General features: G+C 69.1%; 23 protein-coding genes and 1 pseudogene. 6 read left to right on the forward strand and 18 right to left on the reverse strand.

From position 1 onward, the window contains the following. Positions 1–113 precede the first annotated feature (113 nt). A complete protein-coding gene (locus tag ACFWP7_RS32150) occupies positions 114–1,061 on the reverse strand; it encodes an AraC family transcriptional regulator (RefSeq protein WP_384388604.1) in 948 nt (315 codons plus the stop codon). A 148-nt stretch (positions 1,062–1,209) separates the two neighbouring features. Between ACFWP7_RS32150 and ACFWP7_RS32155 the strand changes: the two genes are divergently transcribed. Next, entirely contained in the window at positions 1,210–2,235 is a 1,026-nt protein-coding gene (locus ACFWP7_RS32155) for a saccharopine dehydrogenase family protein (RefSeq protein WP_384388607.1), read from the forward strand. A 383-nt stretch (positions 2,236–2,618) separates the two neighbouring features. Here the strand turns inward: ACFWP7_RS32155 and ACFWP7_RS32160 are convergent, their stop codons facing one another. The 8 genes from ACFWP7_RS32160 to ACFWP7_RS32195 all read right to left on the reverse strand — a co-directional run bounded on the left by ACFWP7_RS32160 (position 2,619) and on the right by ACFWP7_RS32195 (position 6,303). Beyond that, positions 2,619–2,924, reverse strand: coding sequence for a hypothetical protein (locus ACFWP7_RS32160; protein ID WP_384388610.1), 306 nt, complete (start codon positions 2,922–2,924; stop codon positions 2,619–2,621). Between the two features lie 51 nt (positions 2,925–2,975). Next, complete coding sequence (locus ACFWP7_RS32165; RefSeq protein ID WP_384388613.1) at positions 2,976–3,302, reverse strand: plasmid stabilization protein; 327 nt, start codon at positions 3,300–3,302, stop codon at positions 2,976–2,978. A 353-nt stretch (positions 3,303–3,655) separates the two neighbouring features. Then, positions 3,656–3,796: a hypothetical protein gene (locus ACFWP7_RS32170; RefSeq protein WP_384388615.1), complete on the reverse strand. Its 141-nt coding sequence runs from the start codon at positions 3,794–3,796 to the stop codon at positions 3,656–3,658. Then, positions 3,793–4,044: a hypothetical protein gene (locus ACFWP7_RS32175; RefSeq protein WP_384388618.1), complete on the reverse strand. Its 252-nt coding sequence runs from the start codon at positions 4,042–4,044 to the stop codon at positions 3,793–3,795. Before ACFWP7_RS32175 ends, ACFWP7_RS32170 begins: the two co-directional genes overlap by 4 nt. Positions 4,045–4,056: 12 nt before the next feature. Beyond that, the gene (locus tag ACFWP7_RS32180; protein ID WP_384388668.1) at positions 4,057–4,596 is read right to left on the reverse strand and encodes a hypothetical protein; all 540 of its coding nucleotides are present in this window, start codon (positions 4,594–4,596) and stop codon (positions 4,057–4,059) included. Positions 4,597–4,660: 64 nt separating this feature from the next. Then, positions 4,661–4,786, reverse strand: a complete 126-nt coding sequence (locus ACFWP7_RS32185) for an FAD-dependent oxidoreductase (protein ID WP_384388621.1) — start codon at positions 4,784–4,786, stop codon at positions 4,661–4,663. A 150-nt stretch (positions 4,787–4,936) separates the two neighbouring features. Next, a complete protein-coding gene (locus tag ACFWP7_RS32190) occupies positions 4,937–5,995 on the reverse strand; it encodes a DNA topoisomerase IB (protein WP_384388624.1) in 1,059 nt (352 codons plus the stop codon). Beyond that, a complete protein-coding gene (locus tag ACFWP7_RS32195) occupies positions 5,992–6,303 on the reverse strand; it encodes a DUF3040 domain-containing protein (RefSeq protein WP_384388627.1) in 312 nt (103 codons plus the stop codon). The genes ACFWP7_RS32190 and ACFWP7_RS32195 overlap by 4 nt, the downstream gene beginning before the upstream one ends. 237 nt (positions 6,304–6,540) lie before the next feature. Here ACFWP7_RS32195 and ACFWP7_RS32200 point away from each other — a divergent pair. The 3 genes and pseudogenes from ACFWP7_RS32200 to ACFWP7_RS32210 form a co-directional block, all read left to right on the forward strand. After that, positions 6,541–6,648, forward strand: a pseudogene (locus ACFWP7_RS32200) (cyclase); the annotation flags it as partial. 883 nt (positions 6,649–7,531) lie between these two features. Next, complete coding sequence (locus ACFWP7_RS32205) at positions 7,532–8,173, forward strand: hypothetical protein (RefSeq protein WP_384388630.1); 642 nt, start codon at positions 7,532–7,534, stop codon at positions 8,171–8,173. Between the two features lie 52 nt (positions 8,174–8,225). Next, the gene (locus tag ACFWP7_RS32210; protein WP_384388632.1) at positions 8,226–8,843 is read left to right on the forward strand and encodes a class F sortase; all 618 of its coding nucleotides are present in this window, start codon (positions 8,226–8,228) and stop codon (positions 8,841–8,843) included. A gap of 552 nt (positions 8,844–9,395) precedes the next feature. Here ACFWP7_RS32210 and ACFWP7_RS32215 read toward each other — a convergent pair. From ACFWP7_RS32215 to ACFWP7_RS32255, 9 genes are all read right to left on the reverse strand, one after another. Further along, positions 9,396–11,177 (reverse strand): FAD-dependent oxidoreductase, encoded by a 1,782-nt coding sequence (locus ACFWP7_RS32215; RefSeq protein ID WP_384388636.1) that lies wholly within the window; start codon positions 11,175–11,177, stop codon positions 9,396–9,398. Next, positions 11,177–11,437, reverse strand: coding sequence for a UBP-type zinc finger domain-containing protein (locus ACFWP7_RS32220; protein WP_384388639.1), 261 nt, complete (start codon positions 11,435–11,437; stop codon positions 11,177–11,179). The genes ACFWP7_RS32215 and ACFWP7_RS32220 overlap by 1 nt, the downstream gene beginning before the upstream one ends. Before the next feature lie 6 nt (positions 11,438–11,443). Beyond that, positions 11,444–11,902 carry a thioredoxin gene (gene trxA, locus ACFWP7_RS32225; protein WP_384388642.1) on the reverse strand — a complete coding sequence of 153 codons (459 nt, stop codon included), beginning with the start codon at positions 11,900–11,902 and terminating at the stop codon, positions 11,444–11,446. Continuing rightward, positions 11,899–14,538 (reverse strand): ATP-dependent chaperone ClpB, encoded by a 2,640-nt coding sequence (clpB, locus tag ACFWP7_RS32230; RefSeq protein ID WP_384388645.1) that lies wholly within the window; start codon positions 14,536–14,538, stop codon positions 11,899–11,901. Before clpB ends, trxA begins: the two co-directional genes overlap by 4 nt. Further along, the gene (locus ACFWP7_RS32235; RefSeq protein WP_384388647.1) at positions 14,529–14,897 is read right to left on the reverse strand and encodes a chaperone modulator CbpM; all 369 of its coding nucleotides are present in this window, start codon (positions 14,895–14,897) and stop codon (positions 14,529–14,531) included. Before ACFWP7_RS32235 ends, clpB begins: the two co-directional genes overlap by 10 nt. Further along, entirely contained in the window at positions 14,897–15,823 is a 927-nt protein-coding gene (locus ACFWP7_RS32240; protein ID WP_384388649.1) for a DnaJ C-terminal domain-containing protein, read from the reverse strand. The genes ACFWP7_RS32235 and ACFWP7_RS32240 overlap by 1 nt, the downstream gene beginning before the upstream one ends. 6 nt (positions 15,824–15,829) lie before the next feature. After that, entirely contained in the window at positions 15,830–16,414 is a 585-nt protein-coding gene (locus tag ACFWP7_RS32245; RefSeq protein ID WP_384388652.1) for a nucleotide exchange factor GrpE, read from the reverse strand. A gap of 10 nt (positions 16,415–16,424) precedes the next feature. Next, the gene (dnaK, locus tag ACFWP7_RS32250; protein WP_384388654.1) at positions 16,425–18,332 is read right to left on the reverse strand and encodes a molecular chaperone DnaK; all 1,908 of its coding nucleotides are present in this window, start codon (positions 18,330–18,332) and stop codon (positions 16,425–16,427) included. Positions 18,333–18,400: 68 nt separating this feature from the next. Continuing rightward, a complete protein-coding gene (locus tag ACFWP7_RS32255; RefSeq protein ID WP_384388657.1) occupies positions 18,401–18,748 on the reverse strand; it encodes a hypothetical protein in 348 nt (115 codons plus the stop codon). Positions 18,749–19,162: 414 nt separating this feature from the next. Between ACFWP7_RS32255 and ACFWP7_RS32260 the strand changes: the two genes are divergently transcribed. Continuing rightward, positions 19,163–20,923 (forward strand): PucR family transcriptional regulator, encoded by a 1,761-nt coding sequence (locus ACFWP7_RS32260; protein WP_384388659.1) that lies wholly within the window; start codon positions 19,163–19,165, stop codon positions 20,921–20,923. A 169-nt stretch (positions 20,924–21,092) separates the two neighbouring features. After that, positions 21,093–21,893 (forward strand): M15 family metallopeptidase, encoded by an 801-nt coding sequence (locus ACFWP7_RS32265; protein WP_384388662.1) that lies wholly within the window; start codon positions 21,093–21,095, stop codon positions 21,891–21,893. Positions 21,894–22,354 lie beyond the last annotated feature (461 nt).

Below are 22,354 nucleotides of genomic sequence, written 5' to 3' on the forward strand. Positions count from 1 at the left end.
TGGGAGCGATGCCCGCGCACGAGGCGGAGATGCTCGGGTTTCAGAGGCTGTCGAGGCGTCGGAGATCGGCGCCTGCTGCCGGTTGTCCGGTGGTCGCTTTGGGCCAGGGGTCTCTAGCCCGAGTGTGTGCTGAGCTCGGAACGGGGCCGAGAGCCGTTCCTGTATTGGCCCGGCGCTGTGCCGAACTCCCTTTTGAAGGCTTTGGCGAAGGCGTACTCGGAGGTGTAGCCGGTGTGTTCGGCCACCGAGCGGAGGAGAAGGTCGGTATCACGGAGCATCCGTGCCGCCGTGGTCATGCGCCACCAGGTCAGGTAGGTGAGGGGTGGGCAGCCGACCGTTGAGGTGAACCGCTGGGCGAAGGCGGACCGGGACAGGCCCGCCAGCGCGGCAAGGGTCTGGACGGTCCAGGATTGCGCGGGTTCGCCGTGGATGGCCCGCAGTGCGGCGGCGACCGCGGGATCACGCAAGGCCGCGCCCCATCCGGTGGTGGCCTGCTCGGGTTGCTCGTCGTACCAGGCTCTGAGGATGTAGAGCAGCAGGACGTCGAGGAGCGCGGGCAGGACTCCGGAAGCGCCTGGCAGCGGTTCGGCGGCGAGTTCGTGGCCGAGAAGGTCGATGGCTCCGCGCAGTGCAGGTTGCTGCCCGATGCGGGCCGGGAGGTGTACGACGTCGGGCAGTTCGGTGAGGAGCGGATGGGCTCGGGCCTGATCGAGCCGGTACGCGCCGCAGAGCATCACCGTGGTCGCGCCCTCATGGCCGGCGTTCGCGTCGCGTACGTCGGCTTCGACCAGGCGTCTCGTGGCGTCATCGGGCAGCGGTGTTGTCGGCGCGTCCGCGATCGCGTGCCCGAGTTCACGGGGCAGGAACACCACGTCGCCCACGCCCAGAGTGATGGGCCTGCCTTGTGAGGGGACCAGCCAGCATGAGCCCTGCAGGATCACGTGGAAGCCCGCGCCCTGCTGCGGCTCGAAGCGGATGCCCCAGGGGGTGCGCAGCTGCGTCCGCGACGAGTGTGGGACACCGGTGCGCATCGCGGCGACGGCGTCACTGAGTACGTCCATGGTCCCAACGTACTGTCCGGTTCGGCTGTTCCGGACGAATGGACATCTAAGTCGGATCTCCAGGCATAGGACGTTCACAGTGCGGTCCCTACGGTGATGGGTGAGCGGATGTTCCGTCGGCTCAGCACGAGTAACAGGGAGAGATGGCATGAGGATTGCCGTGTATGGCGCGAGTGGGTTCACCGGAAGGCTCACCGTCGCCGAGCTGTGCCGTCGCAGGATCACGCCGGTGCTGGTGGGCCGTGACGCGGATCGGCTGTGGGCTGCGGCAGTGGAGGCCGGCGTGACAGGAGCCGAGACCCGGGTCGCGGACCTGGCGGACCCGGCTGGTCTGGCTGATGCAATTGCTGACTGCGATGCCGTCGTCAACTGTGCGGGCCCGTTCACCTTGTGGGGAGAACCGGTGGTACGCGCGGCGATCACCGCTGGGACCCACTACGTCGACACGACTGGTGAGCAGCACTACATCCAGCGCGTCTTCGATGTGTTCGGCAAGGAAGCCGAGCACGCAGGGGTGACCGTTGTGCCGGCCATGGCCGACGACGGCGGCCCCGGTGACCTGATCGCCAACCTGACGGCGGCCCGTGTCACCCCGGTCGACGAGATGCTCATCGCCGACCTGCGCCAGCCGGGGGGAGGGGCCTCGCGCGGCACCGCGCGTTCGATGGCCGCGGTCTTCGACGAGGGCGCACTGGAGTACCTCGACGGAGCCTGGCAGCCTGCGAGCGGCTCGCAGGTGGAGACTATTGTCCCACCCGGTTCGACCGCCGCCGTCCCCGTCACGACGTTCGCGCTCCCTGGGGTCATCACCATTCCCCGACACGTGGCGGCGCGGCGCATACACAGCGCCATCAGGACAGATGTAGCCGCGCTGTTCGCCTCACTCACCCCGGACACCGTCGACAGCATCCCCGAGACGGTCGCGGAAGACGCCCGGCGGGCGGGCCGGTGGCTGATGACGGCCGATGCCACCGGAACGGATGGAAGCCGTGCCCAGGGCTGGGTGACCGGGCCGGACGGGTACGGTCTTACCGCGGTGATCGCTGTCGAAGGCGCTCGTCGGCTCGCGGCAGACGGGGCACGCGCGGGAGTACTGACCCCCGCCCAGGCCTACGATCCGGCCGATTTCCTCAACTTCCTGGCTCCCCATGGTGTCACCTGGCATGTCTCCTGACTCCTGCTATACCTGCGCGCCCGCCATGGCGCGGTGCTCTCGGCGGATTCCTCGTCCAGGAGCGGGGGTTGCGCACCAGTTTCCTGGTGACGGCGCAGACATGATGCTGCCCCCGTACTCATGGATTTTCCCCGCCTCGCCCGTACAGGCGGAACTTCCTTCCCCGGAGGCCCTCGTCGTCGCGGCGGAGGCTGTCCAGTAGTAGTCAGTGCCTGTTCCTGACGCCGGCATGACAGGAGGCTGGTTGTGATCGGTTGGCGGACGGCTCGTTGGGCCGGCATGAGTAATGACACTGCTCGGACGGCCTGAGGGATGGTGCTGGGCAGTACAGCTAGGGGCTTCAAGCTGGCGGGGTGCGGTCTGCCGGGCCCATGGCGCGATCTTCAGACAACGGGGGTCACCTGGCGCTGGTGGCGCTGCTCAGACGTGTCGCGGTCGAGTTGACCGTGGCCCACTGCGCCGTAGCGCAGCCCGTCGTACAGGAGCGTGGCGATGCGTACCGCGTCGTCCTTCCAGCCGTGGGCCCGCAGCCCGCAGATGCCGCCAAGGGCCCGCAGGACGGTGCGTCCGCTGGTGCCCCTGCGGACGAGGCCGTGCGCAACGCCTGCGGCGAGCAGTTCGTCCGGGGCGCGTTCCCTCTCGTTGCGTGTGTCATCGAAGGCCGACGAGTTGAGCGCGCTCTTTGCCACGGCTGCTACCCCGCGCTGCCGGGAGACGTTTCCGCGGGCCGGGCGTCGTGATCAGCGCCCGAGGGCTTTTTGCAGCTGTCGCTTGTCCATGGAGGAGCGGCCGTGGATGTTGCGTTTCTTGGCCTCGGCGTAGAGCTGGTCCTTCGTGGGCCCTTCGGCGCCGCTGTGCGAGCGCTGCCCGCCGCGTTGTGAGGCGGACTTGGGGTCATGTGTGGAGGTCCTGCTTGAGGTCTTCGCCTCCCCGGAGCGGGCGCGCTCCTTGTTCACCGTGCGGGATGCGATCTCCTTCGCCCGGCGCGTGGACTCACCCCGCTTCTCGGCGCTCTCCTTCACGTGCTCGTACTGTCGTTCCCGCTTCTGGTTCGATCCTGTCGGCATCGCGTTTCTCCTCTCGTGTACTGATCGACGGGTTCCCCTCTCACGGGTTGCGTAACGCCCTCGTCGTGCGGCTCATCGGTCTTCGAGGCGGGGCAGCGCTTTGGTGCGGTAGAAGTCGAAGACGCCCTGTTGGTCCGGCCCGATCTGCCCAGTACCGCGCGGGCGCGGGGGTCCGCGCCGCGTGCCTGTTTGTGGCCCGGGGGAGTGAACCCCAGTTCGTCCGCGTCCGCCTAGCGGGCGAGCGCTTCGAGAATGGGGGCCTCAGCCTGGTTCGCAGCCATGGCGGCCGGGTTTCCCGCGGCGTGGCGATCATGCAGGCCAGGGCTGCCGGCACCGCCACGACCACTCGCCGCTCAGTACTCGCCCCGGACGATGTCCCACTCCGCGCCCTTGTGCGCCGCAACCGGGGGACCGTCGCTTTCCACCGCGCGGGCCCACCTACGTATGCCGTTGCCGTGGCGGTGACGGGCCTTCGCCCAACCGCTCCTGGTCACCTGCAGGACTTTCTGCTGGCTGCCGGTCGGCCGTCCGCACCACGGGACTGTCGCTGCGCGGGATCCTCCAGTGCGGGGCCCGTCAGCGGTGGCAACCGGTCACCGACGAAGCGCTGGGCCACGTGAGCCTGTTCCTTCAGGAAGGACCCGCCCTCGCGGATCACGGAGGCCAGGCGGCGCGGATCGTAGAGATCGCTCCGCTCGCCCGCGTGTCCGCCGATGAGGTTCCCGATCAGGCCGCCCGACATAAATGCCGCTGCTCAGTCCCCACCCGCCGAAGCAAGTGGCCACGTAGGTCTGGCGGCTGTCGGCGTGGAGTGGGCCGGCGAGGGGCACGGAGTCGGTGGAGTCGTTGTCCTGGCTGGCTCAGCGGTGCGTGAGTGTGAGACCGGGGAAGCGGTCCTGTGCGCAGGCGGACAGTCGGGCGAAGCGTTCCTCGACGTCGGCGGCACCGGGGGGCGACGTGCTCCCCGGTGACGATCAGCAGGCGTTTGCCGGCGTCGTACGGTGTGCTGCGAACCGACCGCGTGGCCTGCTCGGGCGTGATGTACATGTCGTCGAGGTGCCAGGGTCTCCTCGACGGTGCCGGCCATCACAAGTTCCCGCCCCGGGGGCAGCCTGGCGAAGAACGGGGCCCGGTCGAACACGGGATAGTGCGTGGCGATCACGACCTCGTCGGCGCGGATAGACACGCCGATGTCTGTCGTCAGCACGCAGGGTTGGCCCTCGCTGCCGTCGACTCGCGTGTCCTCGTGCACGGCACCTCCGCGTCGTCGCAGGTCGGCCGCGAGCGCCAGCAGGTACTTCCGGGGATGGAACTGGGCCTGCGGCCGAGATGGTCGTAGACCAGCGTGTGCAGAGCGGTCAGCTTGGCCGTCTTGCGACTGTGACCCCGGCGGCGAGCCGTCCGGCCTCCAGTACGGCCACCTCGCCTCCCTGACTGGCCAGTTCCCAGGCCGCACTGAGTCCCGCGATGCCGCCGCCGACCACCGCGACGTCGACGGAGAGGTCAGGGACGGCGGGGGAGCGGGCTCGCCCGGCGGTGCGGTCTCCAGCCAGTACGTTCCCTTGATTTGAGCCTCGGTTCCTGCCTCGTGTTCGTGGCCGTCGGGTTCCCCCGCGGCGACGGGATACGCGAAGCTACGCCAGCAGCCGCAGCACGGCTTCCTCCACGACACCCTGCGTGGCTGGTTCGCCGAAGCGAACCCCTGCGCCCAGGTCGTCGAGCGCCGGGGCGATGGTCCGGCCTTCCTCGAAGAGTTCGACGACCCTGGGGTTGATGTACGAGGCGCGGCAGACCGCGGGCGTGTTCCCCAGGTAACCCGCAACCTCACGGACGGCGTGCGTCACCGCGCGTCGGCGGGCGGTGCGGGATGCCGCGGCGACGGGTTCCGCAACGGCGAGGGCGACGGCCGCGAGGACGGTGGCGTGCCAGGTGCGGAAGTCCTTGGCTGTGATGTCGGTGTCCGTGCGCTCGCGCAGATAGGCATTGAGATCATCCGCGTGCACGTCGTGCCAGGCGCCGGCCTGCCAGTAGGCGAAGAGGCGCTCGCCGTCGCCACGGCGGCGCAGCAGCGAGCGCAGGGCCCGGCAGACGGACTCCTCGGCCAGCGTCTGCGAAAAATCCTTCGCGTCCTTGGCCGGATAGGCGAAGCGCACCTCGCCGTGGTGGCACGAGACGTGTTCGCGGAGCAACGTGGTGAGACCGTGAGTCTCGTTGTCACGGCGGTACGACTCGTTCCCGATCCGGAAGAACCCCAGGTCGAGCAGGCGTGCCGCGCAGGCCAGCACACGATCCCGGCATAGTCCCCGGGCCTTGAGGTCCTCGGCCGTGTGCTTCCGCAGCCGGGGCAGGGCGGGGGCCACTTCGAGGACGTGCTCGTGCTTGGCTGCCTCCTGCTGCTCCCGGAACCGCGGGTGGTAGAGGTACTGGCGTCGCCCCGCGGCATCGGTGCCGGTCGCCTGGATGTGCCCGTTGGCCTCAGGGCAGATCCACACGTCCTTCCACGCGGGCGGTACGACCAGGTCGCGCAGGCGTTGCCTTTCGCCCCCGTCGGTGATGGGGCGGCCACCGGGATCGACGTAGCGGAACCCTCGCCCGCAGCGGATCCGGGTGATTCCCGGCCGGTGGAGGTCGCTGTCGCGCAACCGGACCTGCCGCCGTGAACCGCCGCGCGACGGCTCGGAGTTCACGTTCATGGCCTGGTGCGGTCCGCGGCGCCTGTCGGACGGCGCAGCATCCGGAAAGCCAGCAGGAGGGTGATCGGCCACAGCGCGGCGAGGCACCACAGGACGGCGGAGTCGGAGGTGAGGACTCCCACGACGAGGAGGAGCAGTGACGCACACGTCAGGGCGGCCACCAAGGGGGGCAGCCACGGCCGGGCCACCGAGTGGCGCATCCGCCGGGCCAGGCGTCGGTCCTGGCGGAGTTCCGCCTCGATACGCCACAGCGCGAGGCGTTCCTGCGACGACAGTGCCACGTCGTCGGGGTTGTTTCGGCTTTCCACGGTGAGTACCTCATTCGTCCCGTGCTGAGGCACCGGACCGCTCCGCTCCGGGTCGGCGCTGGAGTCCTCGGTGCTGATGTCCGGACGAGTTCCCCGCAAAAACCGGCCGACGCCTTCCAGCGGCCGGGTCGGAGCCTTCGTACGGCTTTCCCGGTACTCGGTGCCTCGCACGCGCCCTAGCAGCCGACCCGCTCCTGAAGGGGCCGGCCTCGGCGGGAACCACATGAGGAGGGACTCATGAGTACGGTCAAGGAAGCAGTCGACGTGGAAGTTCCACTCCGCGCGGCCTACGACCAGCGGACCCAGTTCGACGAGTTCCCGCAGTTCATGGAAGGCGTCGAGGAGCGACCTCCCCGAGTCGCCTGGAGCGAGGGTCTCTCCTCCGTAGGCGCCGGCCCGAAGACCGCGAAGGGCAAAGAGCGATCTACGCTGTCCCGCCGCGTACCGGACATCCGAAGAAGGGGTGAGGAAGAAGGCCGCCACCGGCGCGCTGTTCGTACTGACCAACGGCCAGGTCACCCTCACCCTTCGGGCGCGCGCATCACGGAGGCGGTTATCGGCGCAGCGGTCGGTCTCACGGTTCAGGGTGAGCCTGGCTTTGGAACCTGCGCGATCAGTTCCCTGGCTGGCGAGCCGGCACGTTCGCAACGCTGCCGAGAGATGTTCCCGATCCGGTCGGCCATGACGTCCACCACCTCTTGCCCAGGGCCGGCCCGAACATCATGTAGCCGTCAACCAGGCAGCCGGACCCGGCCACTCACCACGGTGACGCGGACGCGAGATACGGAGGCAGGGCGCGAGCAGGGGGCGCTCGAAGCACGCCCATGCCTCCAACCCTCCTTCAGACAAGGATGGTTGGAGGCATCCGAGGAGTCGGGCTACGGCGTTTCAGCAACACCGTTCCGTGAGGCCACCGCTGATGACAGTGCGGCATGCCCGCACCCGATATCGGCTGGAGCAGTCGAACGCCGACCCCGCCGTCGACGAACGGTCACACACCGGACATCCCACCTGCGCGCGCCCAGGTTCATCGGGTCGCACACGCCTCACGACACGAGTTGAAAGACAACCACTAGGCGTGACGGACTCCATTGTGGGGCGACTTGGGCTATTCGAGTTATATCTGATGACTTTTACGGTGTCTCGATACATCTTTTGGCGTTTTATGGCATTCACTACAGGCCTGGTCGATAAGTACGACAATCATCCCGGCTTGAAGGAGTCCAGCATGGTCATGTCCTCTTCCCTCCGCTTCCGTTGCGTCCGCGGGGGCGCCGCGGTGGCCGTCGTGGTCGCTGGTGCCACCCTCGCCGGAGCGGGAGGCGCCTACGCCGCTCCCGGTGACAGCGGGGCCATCGACATCCGCTCGGTCGACTGGCACTCGCGCGGCGGCGACGGAGTCGAGGTCTGCGAGTTCGTCCTCTCCGCCAGCAACTTCGAGTCGTTGCCTGCGGTCGCCTGGACGATCACCGCGCAGCCCCCGACCATGCCACCCGGCGACACCTTGCAGAGCACGCTGCCGCTGATCAACGGCTCGGCGGACAGCGCGAAGTACCGGCTCCCGCAGGGCACGTACCAGCTGGTGTGGATCACCCCTGCGGGCCCCAAGACGAAGAGGTTCTCCGTGGACTGCCACCGCCAGGAGACCCAGCGCCGCGGCCCCGCGGAAATCGGCCCGGGCAAGGAGTATCACAAGCCCATCGGAGCGGTGCCGGCAGGTGGCGGAGGCGTCCCGGACCTGGAGAACGTCAGCTCCCAGAGCGACTCGAACGCCGGGACCGCCGCCGCCCTGACCGCCGGCGGGATCGCCGTCTCCGCGCTGATCATGATCCGCCGAGCCGCGCGCCGCCGTGCCCGCAACGAGGCATAGCCAAAGCCGACGGCGACGGCAACGCGGACCCAGTCGTGCGTGCCGTCTGTCGATGACGCTGTGTGCGACCTTCTCGCTGGTGACCGGCATCGTCTGGGGGGTTTCAGACTCCTCCGACAGGCCTCCGGTCACCGCCGCCCGCGCCGGTGACGCCGCGGGCGGCGGTGGCGCGCCGCCCCAACAGGCCCCGCATACACCCCTGGCACGCTCCCGGCCGGTGAAAATCGCCATTCCCGCCATCTTCATCGAGGCCCCGGTCACCGGCCTCGACCTCGACAACAAGGGCCGGCTGGGCGCTCCACCACTGAGCACGCCGAAAGTGGTGGGCTGGTTTCGCAACGGCCCGTCACCCGGCGAGGCGGGAACCTCCCTGATCGTCGGTCATCGCGACACCAGGACCGGACCGGCGATCTTCCTCAACCTCAACACCCTGCACCGAGGCGACACGGTGAAGGTCAGCCGGGCCGACCGGGCAACCGCCATCTTCACCGTCGACGAGGTGAAGAAGTACGCGAAAGACAAGTTCCCCGACAACAAGGTGTACGGAACCACCAACCGTCCCGAACTTCGACTCATGACGTGCGGAGGAAGCTTCGACAAGAGGCACGGCTACTCGGCCAACGTCGTCGTCTTCGCCCACCTGACCTCGCTCAAGAAGCGGACAGCCTGAGCACGGAAAGCGATGCGGAAACGGCCGGCACCTCAAAGGCGAGGTGACCGGCCCGCCCGCGTGTCCGCGTTGGGTCTGCAGACACGATCCAGTGTCCGGACCGAGGAGACGCGGCGGCCGGCAGCAAGGCAGCTTCAGCGCGGCCCCCTCGGAGTCGGCACGCGCCGCGAAGCCGAGGGTGAGCCATCCTTCTGCGCGGGTGCGGACACAGGAGGCGAGGGCGGGGAGGCCGAAATCGTTGTCGATGTGCGTCAGCGTCACGCAGGGCGCGCACAGCGACATCGTGCGTGGAAGTTGCATGACGCCCGGTGAGCCGGTGGGTCAAGCCGCGAGGGCGAAGCGGGTGCGGTAGATCTCGATAAGCAAGCAAGCGTGTTCATGCTGACAAGGGCTGCCGTGGGGGCGAGCACACCCGCCTCACCAGGTCGGTGGCCAGGAGACGTCGGATATCACGTGGGGTGAAGTCGGCGGCGTGGAAGGCGCGATGGCGTTCCGCGAGTTCGCCGCAACGGCGTTTCCTGATCGTTGTCGTGATCTCGTCGCCCGCTGGTGTCATGCGAGCCAAGCGGACTCCTTCCGACGGGTGTGCGGGGAGCTGTCGGTGCCGCCGGGCGCGGCCGTGTGGCCCAGATAGCGGTGCACGAAGTGGATGCTCATCGCGCCTTCGCCGACCGCGGAGGCCACGCGCTTGACCGAGCCGCTGCGGACGTCGCCGGCGGCGAAGACGCCAGGCAGACTGGTCTCCAAGGTCAGGCAGTCGCGGCCCTGGCTTTGCCACAGTTCGGGAACGGAGCAGGCCTGCGCCTCCGCGCCGGTGAGCACGAAGCCGCGTGCGTCGAGGGCCAGTGCGCCGGACAGCCACTCGGTGTGAGGGTCGGCGCCAGTGAAGATGAACAGGGCCCGCACCGCGAGATTGCGGTGCTCGCCCGTGCGGTGGTCGACCACGGTGACCGCCTCCAGCGCCTTGTCGCCGAGTGCCTCCGTCATCTCGGTGCGCGGCAGCACGTGCACCCGCGGATGGCGCTCGATCTGATCGATCAGGTAGCGGGACATATGCGCCTCGAGGTTCGGCCCACGGACGAGCAGATACACCCGCGGTGCGTACCCGGCAAGGAAAAGCACGGCCTGGCCCGCGGAGTTGCCGGCGCCGACCACCGCCACCGGGTCGGTACGGCACTGCTGGGCCTCGTAGACGGTCGCCGAGTAGTGGACGCTCGCGCCCTCCAACGGCTCGATGCCAGGTATACGGAGGCGGCGGTAGCGGGCGCCGGTGGCCAGGACGACGGTACGGGCGGTGATCTCGCTACCGTCGGCGAACGTCACAGCGTAGTGGTCGTCCCGCGGTTCGAGCCGGGCCGCCTCCGCCGGGACGCTGATCCGGGCACCGAACCTGTCCGCCTGGAGCACCCCGCGCTCGGTGAGTTCGGCGCCGGAGATGCCGGAGGGAAAGCCGAAGCAGTTGTCGATGCGGGAGGACGTCCCGGCCTGGCCGCCGGTAGCCATCGCCTCGACCACGGTGGTGCCAAGGCCTTCCGAGGCGGCGTTCACCGCGGCGGCGAGACCGGCCGGACCGGAGCCGACGATCAGGAGATCGCTGCGGCCGTTGCCCGACGGCAGGGGCGGCAGGCCGATGAACCGGCCCAGTTCGGCGTTGCTCGGATTGCGCAGCAGGGTCGTGTCCCGCCAGATCACCAGCGGCGTCTGCTCCGGACCAACCGCGAAGCGGCGCAGCAGCGCCTCGGCCTCCTCGTCCGTCTCCAGATCGATCCAGCGGTGCGGTAGCCGGTTGCGAGCGGCGAACTCGCGCAGCCGCCGCGTGTCGGGCGAATAGCGCGAGCCGATGATGCGGAAACCGGCGCCCTGCCCGACGAGCAGGGCACGGCGGCCCAGGCAGGCGCGCAGCACCACATCACCAAGGAGGGAGTCCCGGGTCACCAGGTCACGCAGCTGATCCATGGACAGGGCGAGGATCTCGCCGGAGTCCCTGATCACGGCGGTGTAGAAGGCCATCTGTCCGTTCATGAGGCCGAGTTCGCCGATGAAGCGGCCAGGGCCGTGCACACGCAGCAGGCGTTCGTCGGGCGTGCCGTAGCCCTCGACGATGGCGACCGAGCCACTGAGGACGACGTAGAACGTCTCGCATCGCTCCCCCTCCCGGATCAGCACGTCACCGGCGTCCACCGGGCGCGTCCGGCCATGCTGCGCCAGGCGGGCCATCTGGTCGTCCGGCAGGCGGGGATAGGCGCCGTAGATGTCGGGGGTCTCGAAGGGGACGCTCTCCTCCGCCTTGTCCGGCACCGGCGCTGCGCCCGGCCGTGTCTCGTCGCCGGGCATCACACGAATGCCTCGTGGACGAAGCACCACCGCCAGTCCTCGCCGGGCTCCATCGACGCCACGATCGGATGGCCGTCGGCGGCGGCGTGACGGCGGGCGTGCCGGTTTGGCGAGGAATCGCAGCAGCCGACGTGGCCGCAGGTCAGGCAGAGCCTGAGGTGGACCCAGGGAGAACCCGTGGCCAGGCATTCCTCGCACCCCGGGGCGCGAGGGGTGACGGGGCGTACGAGGGCGAGGTGGGGGTCGGTTCGTACGGTCATGGCCGATCATCCTTTCCCGGCCGGTTCGCGGCCGGCGATCGACTGCTCCACCCACCGCCGCAGGGCAGGGGCCGGTGCGGCACCCGCCTGCCGGGCGATGGTCTGTCCTTTGTCGAGGACCAGCAGCGTCGGGACGGCCTGGACCTCGAACCGTCGCGCCAGGCGCGGGTTCTTGTCGATGTCGACCTTGACCAGTTTGATCGTTCCCGCGAGATCAGCGGCGACCTGCTCCAGCGCGGGGCTCACCATGCGGCAGGGGCCGCACCAGGTGGCCCACAGGTCGACAACGACGGGCACGGTGGCCTGCTCGACAACCTCGGTGAAGTCGTCGTCGCCCGCGTCGGCCATCCACGGCAGAGGCTGCTTGCAGTTGCCGCACCTGGGGCGGCCCTCGGCGGCCACTGGTACCCGGTTGGTGCGCCCGCAGTGCGGGCAGTTGACGTTGGTGGCCGGCACGGTATTCATGCCGCCTTCGCTCCCTTCACGTCCTCGGGCTGGTCGTAGGTGACCACCAGTTCTCCGTGCTCGGCGTCGACGCGGACCTTCGCGCCGTCCTGGACGTCGCCGCGCAACAGGGCTCGCCCGACGAGTGTCTCGACCTCGTGGGAGATGTAACGCCGCAGCGGCCGGGCCCCGTACACCGGGTCGTAGCCCTGGTGGGCGATCACCTCGCGGGCTGCTTCGGTGAGTTCGACGGTGATGCGGCGCTCGGCGACCCGCTGCCGCAGCTCGTCGAACTGCAGCTCCACGATCCGCTCGATCTGCTGCTCACCGAGCGGCTTGAACAGCACGATGTCGTCGACGCGGTTGAGGAACTCCGGGCGGAAGTGCCCGCGCAGTTCGCTCATCACCAGGGCGCGGGCGTCGGGCTTGATCTCACCCTCGGCGGTGGCGCCGTCGAGGAGGTGCTCGGAGCCGATGTTGGACGTCATGATGATCACGGTGTTGCGGAAGTCGACCGTGCGGCCCTGAGCATCGGTGATGCGGCCGTCATCGAGGATCTGCAGCAGGGTGTTGAAGACATCGGTGTGCGCCTTCTCGATCTCGTCGAACAGTACGACCGAGTACGGCTTGCGGCGCACGGCCTCGGTGAGCTGGCCGCCTTCCTCGTAGCCGACGTATCCGGGCGGTGCGCCCATGAGCCGGCTGACGGTGTGCCGCTCCTGGTACTCGCTCATGTCGAGGCGGACCATGTTCTCCTCGGAGTCGAACAGGGTCCGGGCGAGGGTCTTGGACAGCTCGGTCTTCCCGACGCCGGTGGGGCCGAGGAAGATGAACGAGCCGATGGGGCGGCGCGGGTCGCGGATGCCGGAGCGGGCGCGGATGATGGCATCGGTGACGAGCTTGACGGCCTCGTCCTGGCCGATGACGCGCTCGCGCAGGATCTCGTCGAGGCGCAGCAGTTTCTCGCGTTCGCCCTCCTGGAGGCGGGCGACGGGGATGCCGGTCCAGGCGGCGACGATCTCGGCGATCTCCTCCTCGGTGACAACCTCGCGCAGCAGCCGGTTCTGCCCTTGTTTGGCGGCGAGTTGCTCCTCCTCTGCGGCGAATCGGCGCTCCAGTTCCTGGAGGCGGCCGTAGCGGAGTTCGGCGGCGCGGTTGAGGTCGTAGGCGCGTTCGGCCTCCTCCGCCTCGTGGCGGACCTGCTCCAGTTCCTGGCGCAGTTCCTGCACGCGGCGGATCGCCTGCCGTTCGGCCTCCCACTGGGCGTGTTTGGCGTCGGCCTCGCCGCGCAGGTCGGCCAGTTCTTTGCGCAGCTCCTCCAGGCGGGTTTTGCTGGCGGGGTCGGTCTCCTTGGACAGGGCCGCCTCCTCGATCTCCAGGCGGGTGACGCGCCGGGTGATCTCGTCGAGTTCCGCGGGCATCGAGTCGATCTCGGTACGCAGCCGGGCGCACGCCTCGTCGACGAGATCGATGGCCTTGTCGGGCAGGAAACGGTCGGTGATGTAGCGGTGACTGAGGGTGGCCGCGGAGACCAGCGCGGTGTCCTGGATCTTGACGCCGTGGAAGACCTCCAGGCGTTCGCGCAGGCCGCGCAGGATGGAGATGGTGTCCTCCACGCTCGGCTCGTCGACCAGGACCTGCTGGAAGCGGCGTTCGAGGGCGGCGTCCTTCTCGATGTGCTTGCGGTACTCGTCCAGGGTGGTAGCGCCGATCATGTGCAGTTCGCCGCGTGCCAGCATGGGTTTGAGCATGTTGCCCGCGTCCATGGCACCCTCGGCGGCGCCCGCGCCCACGACGGTGTGCAACTCGTCGACGAAGAGCAGGATCCGCCCGTCGGCGGCCTTTACCTCGCTGAGTACGGCCTTGAGGCGTTCCTCGAACTCGCCGCGGTACTTGGCGCCCGCCACGAGCGAGCCCATGTCGAGGGCGAACACCGTCTTGTCGCGCAGTCCTTCGGGCACGTCACCGCGCACGATGCGCTGGGCCAGACCCTCCGCGATGGCGGTCTTGCCGACGCCGGGGTCGCCGATCAGGACGGGGTTGTTCTTGGTCTTGCGGCTGAGGATCTGGGTGATGCGGCGTATCTCGGCGTCCCGGCCGATGACGGGGTCGAGCCGCCCGGCCCGGGCCTCGGCGACCAGGTCACGGCCGTACTTCTCCAGGGCTTCGTAGGCCACCTCGGGGTTTGCGGAGGTCACGCGCTGGTTGCCGCGGACCTGGGTGAGCGAGCCGAGGAAGGATTCCTGGGTCACGCCGTGCTCCTTCAGCAGGCGCCCGGCGGTGGTCGCCGAGCCCTCGTCGGCCAGGGCCAGCAACAGGTGTTCCACGGACACATACTCGTCCTTGAGGCGTTTGGCCTGCCGCTCGGCCGCGTCCAGCAGCCGCGCCAGGCGCTGGGTGACGAAGACCTGGCCGGGCGACGCGCCCGGCCCGGTCACCTTGGGCCGGCGGGAGAGCTCCTCGCGCACGGCCGCGCGCAACTCCTTGGGCTCGTTGCCCGCCTGCTGGATCAGCCGCGGGATCAGGCCCTCCTCCTGGTCGAGGAGGGCGAGCAGCAGATGCTCGCCGTCGACCTCGGTGTGGCCCAGGCGGCCGGCGGCGGTCTGGGCCGCCTGCAGGACTTCCTGGGACTTCTGGGTCAGGCGGTTCATGTCCATGGTGGTAGATCACTCCTCGTGCCGACACGCCGCAGCGCGGCTTCGAGCAAGCTGATGCGGTCGAGCAGGTCGAGCACCAGACCGATGGATGCGTAGTTCAGGCACAGCCCGGTGCGCAGCCGCTGGACGCGGGCCAGGGCGGCCGGGGCAGTGGGGGCGAACACCAGCCGTCCGGAGGCGTCGCGGCCGGCGTCCACCAGTCCGAGGGCGACGAACCGACGGATCAGGTCGGGATGGAGGCCTGAGCGGTGCGCCACGGTCGCCAGGGAGAGCCTGGGCACGGGCACGATCGCGTACTGCACGCCCACCTCGGTCGTGCGTGCGTGGGACGGGCGGGCCTCGGCCGGTCGGTCGGTCATCAGGTCCTCCTGGGGTCGAACGAGGAGACAGCGGCAAGTTCCTCCAGCAGCTCGCGCTCCCGGTCGCTCAGCCGGGGCGGCACCATGATCCGCAGCTCCGCGTACAGGTCTCCGTTCGCGCCGCGCGGGTTCGGCATGCCCTCGCCGCGCAGCCGCAGGCGCCGTCCGCTGGAGGATCCGGTGGGCACGGTCACCTTCGCCGTGGCGCCGCTCGGAGTGAGCACCGGCACGGTCGCGCCCAGCGCCGCCTCCCACGGGGTGACCGGAAGCCTCACGTGGACGTCCCGGCCGTCGAGGCGGAACTCGGGGTGGGGCTGGATCCGCACCCTCAGGTACAGGTCCCCGGCGGGAGCGTCTCCGCTGCCGCGCCCGCCCTCCCCGGCCAGCCGGATGCGCTGCCCGTCGGTGGTGCCGGGCGGCACGTCGACCTCGTAGCGCCGCTGCCCGGCCGGCCCGGCGAGGGTGACCGTACGGCGGCCGCCCCGATAGGCCTCCTCGACGGTGAGCGGCAGTTCGGCCTCCTGGTCGGCGCCTGCCACGCGCATCCGCCCGGCGCCGCCGAACAGCGAGCCGAACAGATCCTCCACGTCGACCCCCTCACCCCCGAAGCCTGCCGTGGAGTACCGCACCCGGGGACCGCCGCCGGTAGTCCACCGGGAGCCGTTGCCGGCGCCGGCGGCGACCTGCTCCTCCCAGTCCTCCGGGATCTTCCGGAAGTCCTCGCCGAAGCGGTCGTACCGGGCTCGCTGCTCCGCATCGGACAGGACGCTGAAGGCCTCATTGATCTCCTTGAACCGCTCCTCCGCCTGGGGGTCCTTGTTGACGTCGGGGTGGTACCTGCGGGCCAGGGTGCGATAGGCCCGCTGGATCTCGTCCCGGTCGGCGGTGCGCGGAACGCCGAGCACCTCGTAGAAGTCGCGTGCCATGGACGGTCACTCCCGCTTGGCGACGGTCACGGCGGCAGGCCGCAGCTGCCGCTCGGCCTCCCCGTATCCGGGTCGCAGCACCTGGACCACCGTGTTCGGATCGGCGTCGGGATCCTGGACCACCCCGACCACCTCGTGCCGGACCGGGTCGAACGACACGCCTGTCTCTGCGTGGCGCGGGTAGCCCAGCCGCTCCAGGACGTTCACGGCCTGGTCACGCACAGCCCGGACACCTTCGACGATCGCACCGGGGTCGGCGGCCGCGTGGCTCAGGGCAAGTTCCAGGTTGTCGATGACGGGCAGGAAGGCCGCAGCCGTACGGGCGCGTTCGGCCGTGGCCTCCCGCTCCAGCTCCCTGGCGTGGCGTTTGCGCAGGTTGTCGAGGTCGGCCAGGGCGCGGCGCCAGCTGTCCTCGGCCTCTCGCAGCGCGGCTGCGTATGCGTCGTCGGGTGCGGCGCTGCCGGTTGCGGCGTCGGGCCCCGGCTCTGCCTCCTCGGTCGGCGGTCCAGGCTGCGCAAGGTCCCCGCGCGGCGGCTGTACGGCGCCTTCTGGCGGCGAGTCGGGCTCTCGGCCCCGGGGTGGGATGGGCATGGCGGGCACCTCAGCCCTTGTCGAACTCGGCGTCGATCACATCGTCGTCGCCCCCGGCGCCGCCTGGCTCGGCCCCGGATCCGTCCGGTGAGCCGGTGCCTGCCGGACCGCCTGCGGCGGATCCCGCCTGGTGGGCCGCGAGGCCCGCGAAGACCTGCTGGAGTTCGGATGTCAGCGGCCGGACCTTGTCCACCCCGGCCTCGCTCTTGACCGCCTCGCGGGCCTCGGCCACCAGCATCTCGGCGCGGGCCTTCTCATGTGCGGGCGCGGCGTCGCCGAGCTCGCCGAGGCGCTTTTCGACCTGGTAGGCGATGGCGTCCAGTTCGTTGCGGGCGTCGACCGCCTCACGCAGGGCCTGGTCCTGGCCGCGGTTGTGTTCGGCCTCCTGGACCATCCGCTCGACCTCGCTGTGGTCGAGGTTGGAGCTCTCGCTGATGGTGATGCCCTGCTCCTTGCCGGTGTCCTTGTCCCGCGCGGTGACGTTGAGGATGCCGTTGGCGTCGACGTCGAAGGTGACCTCGACCTGCGGCTCGCCGCGCGGCGCGGGGCGGATGTCGGTGAGCTGGAAGCGACCCAGGACCCGGTTGTCGGAAGCCCTCTCACGCTCGCCCTGCAGGACGACGACGTCGACGGCGGGCTGATTGTCCTCGGCGGTGGAGAAGGTCTCGGTGCGGCGCACGGGGATGGTGGTGTTCCGCTCGATGATCTTCGTCATCACGCCGCCGCGTGTCTCCACGCCCAGCGACAACGGGGTGACGTCGAGCAACAGGACGTCCTTGACCTCGCCCTTGAGAACCCCGGCCTGGATCGCGGCACCCTTCGCCACGACCTCGTCGGGGTTGACGCTCATGTTGGGTTCCTTGCCGCCGGTCAGTCTGCGCACCAGGGCCTGGACGGCGGGGATGCGGGTCGACCCACCGACGAGGATGACCTCGTCGACGTCGTTGTCACTGACCTTGGCGTCGTCCATGGCCTGCCGCACCGGGCCGAGGCAACGCTCCACCAGGTCGCTGGTGATCTGTTCGAACGTGGACCGCATGATCGTCGTGGTCAGATGCTTGGGCCCGGAGGCGTCGGCCGTGATGAACGGCAGGCTGACCTGCGTCTGGGTCACCGAGCTGAGCTCGGTCTTGGCCTTCTCGGCGGCCTCGAACAGACGTTGCAGCGCCTGGGGGTCCTGGCGCAGGTCGATGCCGTTGTCCTTCTGGAAGCCGTCGGCGAGCTGATCGACCAGCCGGCGGTCGAAGTCGTCGCCGCCCAGATGGCTGTCGCCCGCCGTGGACCGTACCTCCACCACGCCGTCGCCGACGTCGAGGATGCTGACGTCGAAGGTGCCGCCGCCCAGGTCGAAGACGAGCACCGTCTCGTGCTGCTTCTTGTCCATGCCGTAGGCGAGGGCGGCCGCGGTCGGCTCGTTGATGATCCGCAGCACTTCCAGGCCGGCGATCCGTCCGGCGTCCTTGGTAGCGGTGCGCTGGGCGTCGTTGAAGTAGGCGGGCACCGTGATGACCGCCTCCGTGACCCGCTCTCCCAGCTGCTTGGAGGCGTCGTCGGCGAGCTTGCGCAGCACCTGCGCGCTGATCTCCTCGGGCGCGTAGAGCTTGTCGCCCACCTTGAAGCGGGCGGCGCCGCCGTCCCCCTCGACCAGGTCGTACGAGACGGCCTTGGCCTCTTCGGAGACCTCGTCGAAGTGCCGGCCGATGAACCGCTTGGCTGAGGAGATGGTGCCCTTGGGGTTGAGGATCGCCTGGCGGCGGGCCAGCTGGCCCACCAGGCGCTCGCCGGTGTCGGTGAAGGCCACCACGGACGGTGTCGTGCGGTTGCCCTCGCTGTTGGGTATGACTGTCGACTCGCCGCCCTCCCAGACGGCGATCACCGAGTTCGTGGTGCCCAGGTCGATGCCTACTGCCTTGGCCATGAGGAACTCCTTCCGCGACGGGCGGCTCCCGTTCGCTCTCGGAGTCGCGCCCGGTCTTCCGTACTCGCTCAGGTGACGGCAGGACCGCTCCGCGGGCGGCTGCTCTTCCAAACCCCGCTGCTGGTGTCGGTCCCGCTGGGCACCTCGGCCAGCAGTCGCACCGCCTTGTCGGCGACGATGTCGTACCGGCCGGGCTGCATGAAGCTCACCGTGGCGAAGTCCCGGCGGTCACACTGGGCCGCGTGCATCAGCAGGCCGAGCGGAGCACCGACGGGTGCTCCCAAAACCAGTCCGTACAGAACGAGCGGCAGTCCCGACGCGACCGGGTCCAGCCAGTTCACCAGCCCGAAGATCCACCCGGCCAGTGTCGCCGGGCAGGGCGCCGCTCGCCGCGCCGTGCAGCGCGGCCCCGCCATGTCCCCTGCGACCGGTCATCTGTTCGACCAGGCTCACGTCCTGCCCGATGACGGCCACCCTCTCTACGGGTAAAACCCTGATCGGAAAGGCGATCGCCGGCGCGTTCCGCCTCCTGGTAGGTCGTGTGCGAGGCGAGGGTGCCGCGGGCCTGCTCGTTCATCAGCCAGTCCTTCCTGTCACGGTCCCCGGTGCGCCCGGCGATCCCTGACAAGCCCAGAGTGGCAGGGGAGCGGGGCGCTCCGCCTGCACCCGGCAGGTCGGAAATCGGCCCAGTCGGTCGGCCCACGAGAACAAAGTGCAAATTCAGACAAATCGGATTGCCTTGCCTAGGCTGGGTGCTCAGGGTTCGCCCAGGCGTGGATCCCACGACTCGCTCGATCGCCGCCGATGGCCGGGGGAGAACGGAGTGATCCATGGCCTGCCATCCGTCACAGAGGCTGTTCCCTCACGCCTCCGACCAGGAGGTTACCCGCCGCACGAGCAACACCGCCGGCACCGAACGGCACGACCCCCGTCCGCACGCGGCGCCGGACCCGCACGGGCTGCTGGTGCTGTCCCACCTCCTGTTCGCCTGTACGGAGCAGAGTGAGATCGTGCGGTTGGCCATGCAGCAAGTCAGTGTCCTTGGGCCCTACCACGCCGAGGCCGGATACCTCGCGACGGGCGACGGTTTGTCCCGCATCACCGGCCGCGACACCGAAGCGCCAACGGTCGACGACGCACGGATGAAGGAGTTGGGCGAGGCTGACGGCTGCGTATGCCTTCCAGGGCGATCCTGGGACTGGGCGTTCGGCCTGCGCGGGGCCGACGGTCTGCTCGGCTACATCGTGGTTTCCTCCCACTCCGGGCCCGATGAGCAGGGGCACTTCCTCCTCTCGACCCTCGTGGGGCTCGCATCGGCAGCCCTGTCACTGGCGGCCACGCGCCCCGCGCACCACGAGGACGCCGGCGAACCGAGCCGGCTCCGGACCGAACGGGACACCGCACTGCGGCAGTTGGACACAATGCGCTCCGAGCTGCACCTGCAGAACACCGTGCACGAGACACTCGCCCGTGTCGCTGCCCGGGGCGGGGGCGAGGACGCCATCACCCAAGCGCTGTACGAGCTCACCGGGCTGTCGGCGTCCATCGAGGACCGGTTCGGCAACCTGAGGTCGTGGGCCGGTCCCGACCGGCCCGACCCCTACCCGGTGCGGTCCTCGATCCACCAGGAGGAGATGCTGCGGCAGGTCGCGCGCGAGGCGGGCCCGGTCAAGGTCAGGGACCGGCTGATCGCCCTGGCCCGGCCGCGCGGCGACCTCCTCGGCGTACTCGCCCTGGAGGACCCCGAGGCGACGGCCAACGAGCACACCATGTTCGCCTTGGACCATGCCCAACGGTCGCTCGTCCAGGAGCTCATTCATATGCGCGAACTCACCGAGGTCGAACTGCGGCTGCGCCGCCAGCTGATCGACGACCTGTTGGAGGGTGCTGATGAGACGAGTGCCTACGCCCGGGCCGAAGCCGTCGGCCATGATCTGCGACGTAGCCATTATGTGGTCGTGGTGCACTGGCCGGGCAACGCCGCAGACGATTCCTTCACCCGTGCCGTCGAGCAAGCGACGTCCACCACGGCGACCCGTCCGCTGATCACCCGTCGCGGCGACCGGGTGGTCCTGCTGACCGAAGGGAGGCCCAACGACGATTCCGTGTACGCGGCGCTGTCGCATGAGCTGGGGACGCCCGACGGAGCGATCGGAGTGAGCACTCGCTGCGACTCCCCGGACGGCGTTCCCCGCTGCTATCGGGAGGCGCTGCGGGCCCTGGAGGTGCGGCAGAACTCCCGCCAGCGCAACGGGACGACGTTCTTCGACAACCTCGGGCTGTACCGGATCCTGGGGCCCGGCAACGATCTCCGGGAGCTCGAAGGCTTCGTGCGGGAATGGCTCGGCCAGCTGATCGACTACGACGCAGGGCACGACACGGAGTTGGTGGAGACGCTCACGCGCTACTTCGACTGCGGAGGCAACTACGATGATGCGGCCGCCTCGCTGACGATCCACCGCAGCACCCTGCGCTACCGGCTGCAGCGCATCCGCGAGATCAGCGACCGCAACTTGGCGGATGTGGACACCCGGCTCAATCTGCAGGTGGCAACGCGCCTCTGGAAGATCATCCTGGGTGGGCAGCGCTGACCGCGGACACCCGGAGGGCCGGCGCAGCGGGTCGGCCCGGCTCTCGAACAGGTCGCCGTGACCTCGCCGGACGCATCAAACCGGAGTCGATGTCGACCAGTCGCTCCAACTGGCCCGGCGATTCGAGGTTTCGGCGGTGACCACCCTGCTGGTGGGTAGTTATTCGCTCATGCAGCGACAAAGAACCGACCTGCGTGTCCTGCTCCTCGCCTTCGTTGCGTTCCTCTCATTGGTCCTTGTTTCTCCGGCTGCAGCGGTCGCGAGCGAGCCCAAGGCCCCGAACACGTTCGTCGCTCTCAGAGCCGTCGACAGATCCATCATTCAGGAAATGAGGTACTACACTCCGCACAATTTCGTCGGTGAGCCGATCGACGGCTACCAGGAACCCTTGTGCATCCTCACCAGGGCGGCCGCTGACGCGCTGCACGAGGTCCAAGTGCAGATGCTCAGCATCGGTTACTCGCTCAAGGTGTACGACTGCTACCGGCCGCAGCGGGCCGTGAACCACTTTGTGCGCTGGGCCGAGGATCTCGCCGACGACACCATGAAGGGCGAGTTCTACCCGCGGGTGGACAAGTCGATGCTGTTCACCGACGGCTACATCGCGGAGAAGTCGGGGCACAGCCGTGGCAGCACCATGGACCTGACCATCGTGAAGCTCCCGGCCAAGTCGACGCGGCCTTACGTGCCCGGGGAACCACTCGTCCCGTGCTATGAGCCGCAGGGCACCCGCTTCCCGGACAACTCCGTGGACATGGGTACCGGATTCGACTGCTTCGACACCCTCGCCCACACGCTCGACCCGCGCATCACGGGAGTTCAGCTGGAGAACCGGCTCAAGCTGAAGGGCGCCATGGAGGCCGCGGGCTTCCGTAATCTGCCGGAGGAGTGGTGGCACTTCACGCTCAACAACGAGCCGTACCCCGACACATACTTCAACTTCCCCATCGCCCGCGCCTCATTGAGCTGACCCCCTCGCATCCCGGGCCGGTCCATCCCGTCCGATCTGTTGATCGGGCGGGATCTCTGCATGTGCTGGGCATGCTCAGCCCGGTGGAGTACGAACTCGGCACACCATCGGTAGCGTGAAACCAGGTGACTCGGCTCCATCCAACTCGGGGCACTCCGGAGGGCTCCATCAGACCCGGAGCGGTTCAGTGCGCAGACGCAACGTTCGACGGACTCGGCGGTTGACAAGCTCACGACTGTGGGAAGTGTGGGAATGGAGCCGGAGGGCAGTGAGCAGGACCTGGCCTCGGTCCCTGGCAGGCCCCCGCAGGCGCGAGGTCGACGCAGCCGGGACCGCGCGGTGTCGGCTGCGGATCTGATCAACGAGTATGTTCGCGACGCAACGAGGTCACCGCACGGGCTATCGGCTAGGGCGTGTTTGAAATATTGATCACTAGAGCGCCCGAAGCCTCGATCGGGGCT

It is taken from the genome of Streptomyces sp. NPDC058470, from assembly GCF_042721055.1.
GTDB lineage: Bacteria > Actinomycetota > Actinomycetes > Streptomycetales > Streptomycetaceae > Streptomyces.

Excerpts from the sequence above, each read along its gene's own strand:
- ACFWP7_RS32245 (WP_384388652.1), bottom strand. The coding sequence starts at position 16,414 with ATGCCCATCCCACCCCGGGGCCGAGAGCCCGACTCGCCGCCAGAAGGC.
- ACFWP7_RS32190 (WP_384388624.1), bottom strand. The coding sequence starts at position 5,995 with ATGAACGTGAACTCCGAGCCGTCGCGCGGCGGTTCACGGCGGCAGGTC.
- ACFWP7_RS32215 (WP_384388636.1), bottom strand. The coding sequence starts at position 11,177 with ATGCCCGGCGACGAGACACGGCCGGGCGCAGCGCCGGTGCCGGACAAG.
- dnaK (WP_384388654.1), bottom strand. The coding sequence starts at position 18,332 with ATGGCCAAGGCAGTAGGCATCGACCTGGGCACCACGAACTCGGTGATC.
- ACFWP7_RS32165 (WP_384388613.1), bottom strand. The coding sequence starts at position 3,302 with ATGCCGACAGGATCGAACCAGAAGCGGGAACGACAGTACGAGCACGTG.
- trxA (WP_384388642.1), bottom strand. The coding sequence starts at position 11,902 with ATGAATACCGTGCCGGCCACCAACGTCAACTGCCCGCACTGCGGGCGC.
- ACFWP7_RS32210 (WP_384388632.1), top strand. The coding sequence starts at position 8,226 with ATGACGCTGTGTGCGACCTTCTCGCTGGTGACCGGCATCGTCTGGGGG.
- ACFWP7_RS32255 (WP_384388657.1), bottom strand. The coding sequence starts at position 18,748 with ATGGCGGGGCCGCGCTGCACGGCGCGGCGAGCGGCGCCCTGCCCGGCG.
- ACFWP7_RS32155 (WP_384388607.1), top strand. The coding sequence starts at position 1,210 with ATGAGGATTGCCGTGTATGGCGCGAGTGGGTTCACCGGAAGGCTCACC.
- ACFWP7_RS32235 (WP_384388647.1), bottom strand. The coding sequence starts at position 14,897 with ATGACCGACCGACCGGCCGAGGCCCGCCCGTCCCACGCACGCACGACC.
- ACFWP7_RS32205 (WP_384388630.1), top strand. The coding sequence starts at position 7,532 with ATGGTCATGTCCTCTTCCCTCCGCTTCCGTTGCGTCCGCGGGGGCGCC.
- ACFWP7_RS32240 (WP_384388649.1), bottom strand. The coding sequence starts at position 15,823 with ATGGCACGCGACTTCTACGAGGTGCTCGGCGTTCCGCGCACCGCCGAC.
- ACFWP7_RS32150 (WP_384388604.1), bottom strand. The coding sequence starts at position 1,061 with ATGGACGTACTCAGTGACGCCGTCGCCGCGATGCGCACCGGTGTCCCA.
- clpB (WP_384388645.1), bottom strand. The coding sequence starts at position 14,538 with ATGGACATGAACCGCCTGACCCAGAAGTCCCAGGAAGTCCTGCAGGCG.
- ACFWP7_RS32265 (WP_384388662.1), top strand. The coding sequence starts at position 21,093 with ATGCAGCGACAAAGAACCGACCTGCGTGTCCTGCTCCTCGCCTTCGTT.
- ACFWP7_RS32175 (WP_384388618.1), bottom strand. The coding sequence starts at position 4,044 with ATGTCGGGCGGCCTGATCGGGAACCTCATCGGCGGACACGCGGGCGAG.
- ACFWP7_RS32220 (WP_384388639.1), bottom strand. The coding sequence starts at position 11,437 with ATGACCGTACGAACCGACCCCCACCTCGCCCTCGTACGCCCCGTCACC.
- ACFWP7_RS32260 (WP_384388659.1), top strand. The coding sequence starts at position 19,163 with ATGGCCTGCCATCCGTCACAGAGGCTGTTCCCTCACGCCTCCGACCAG.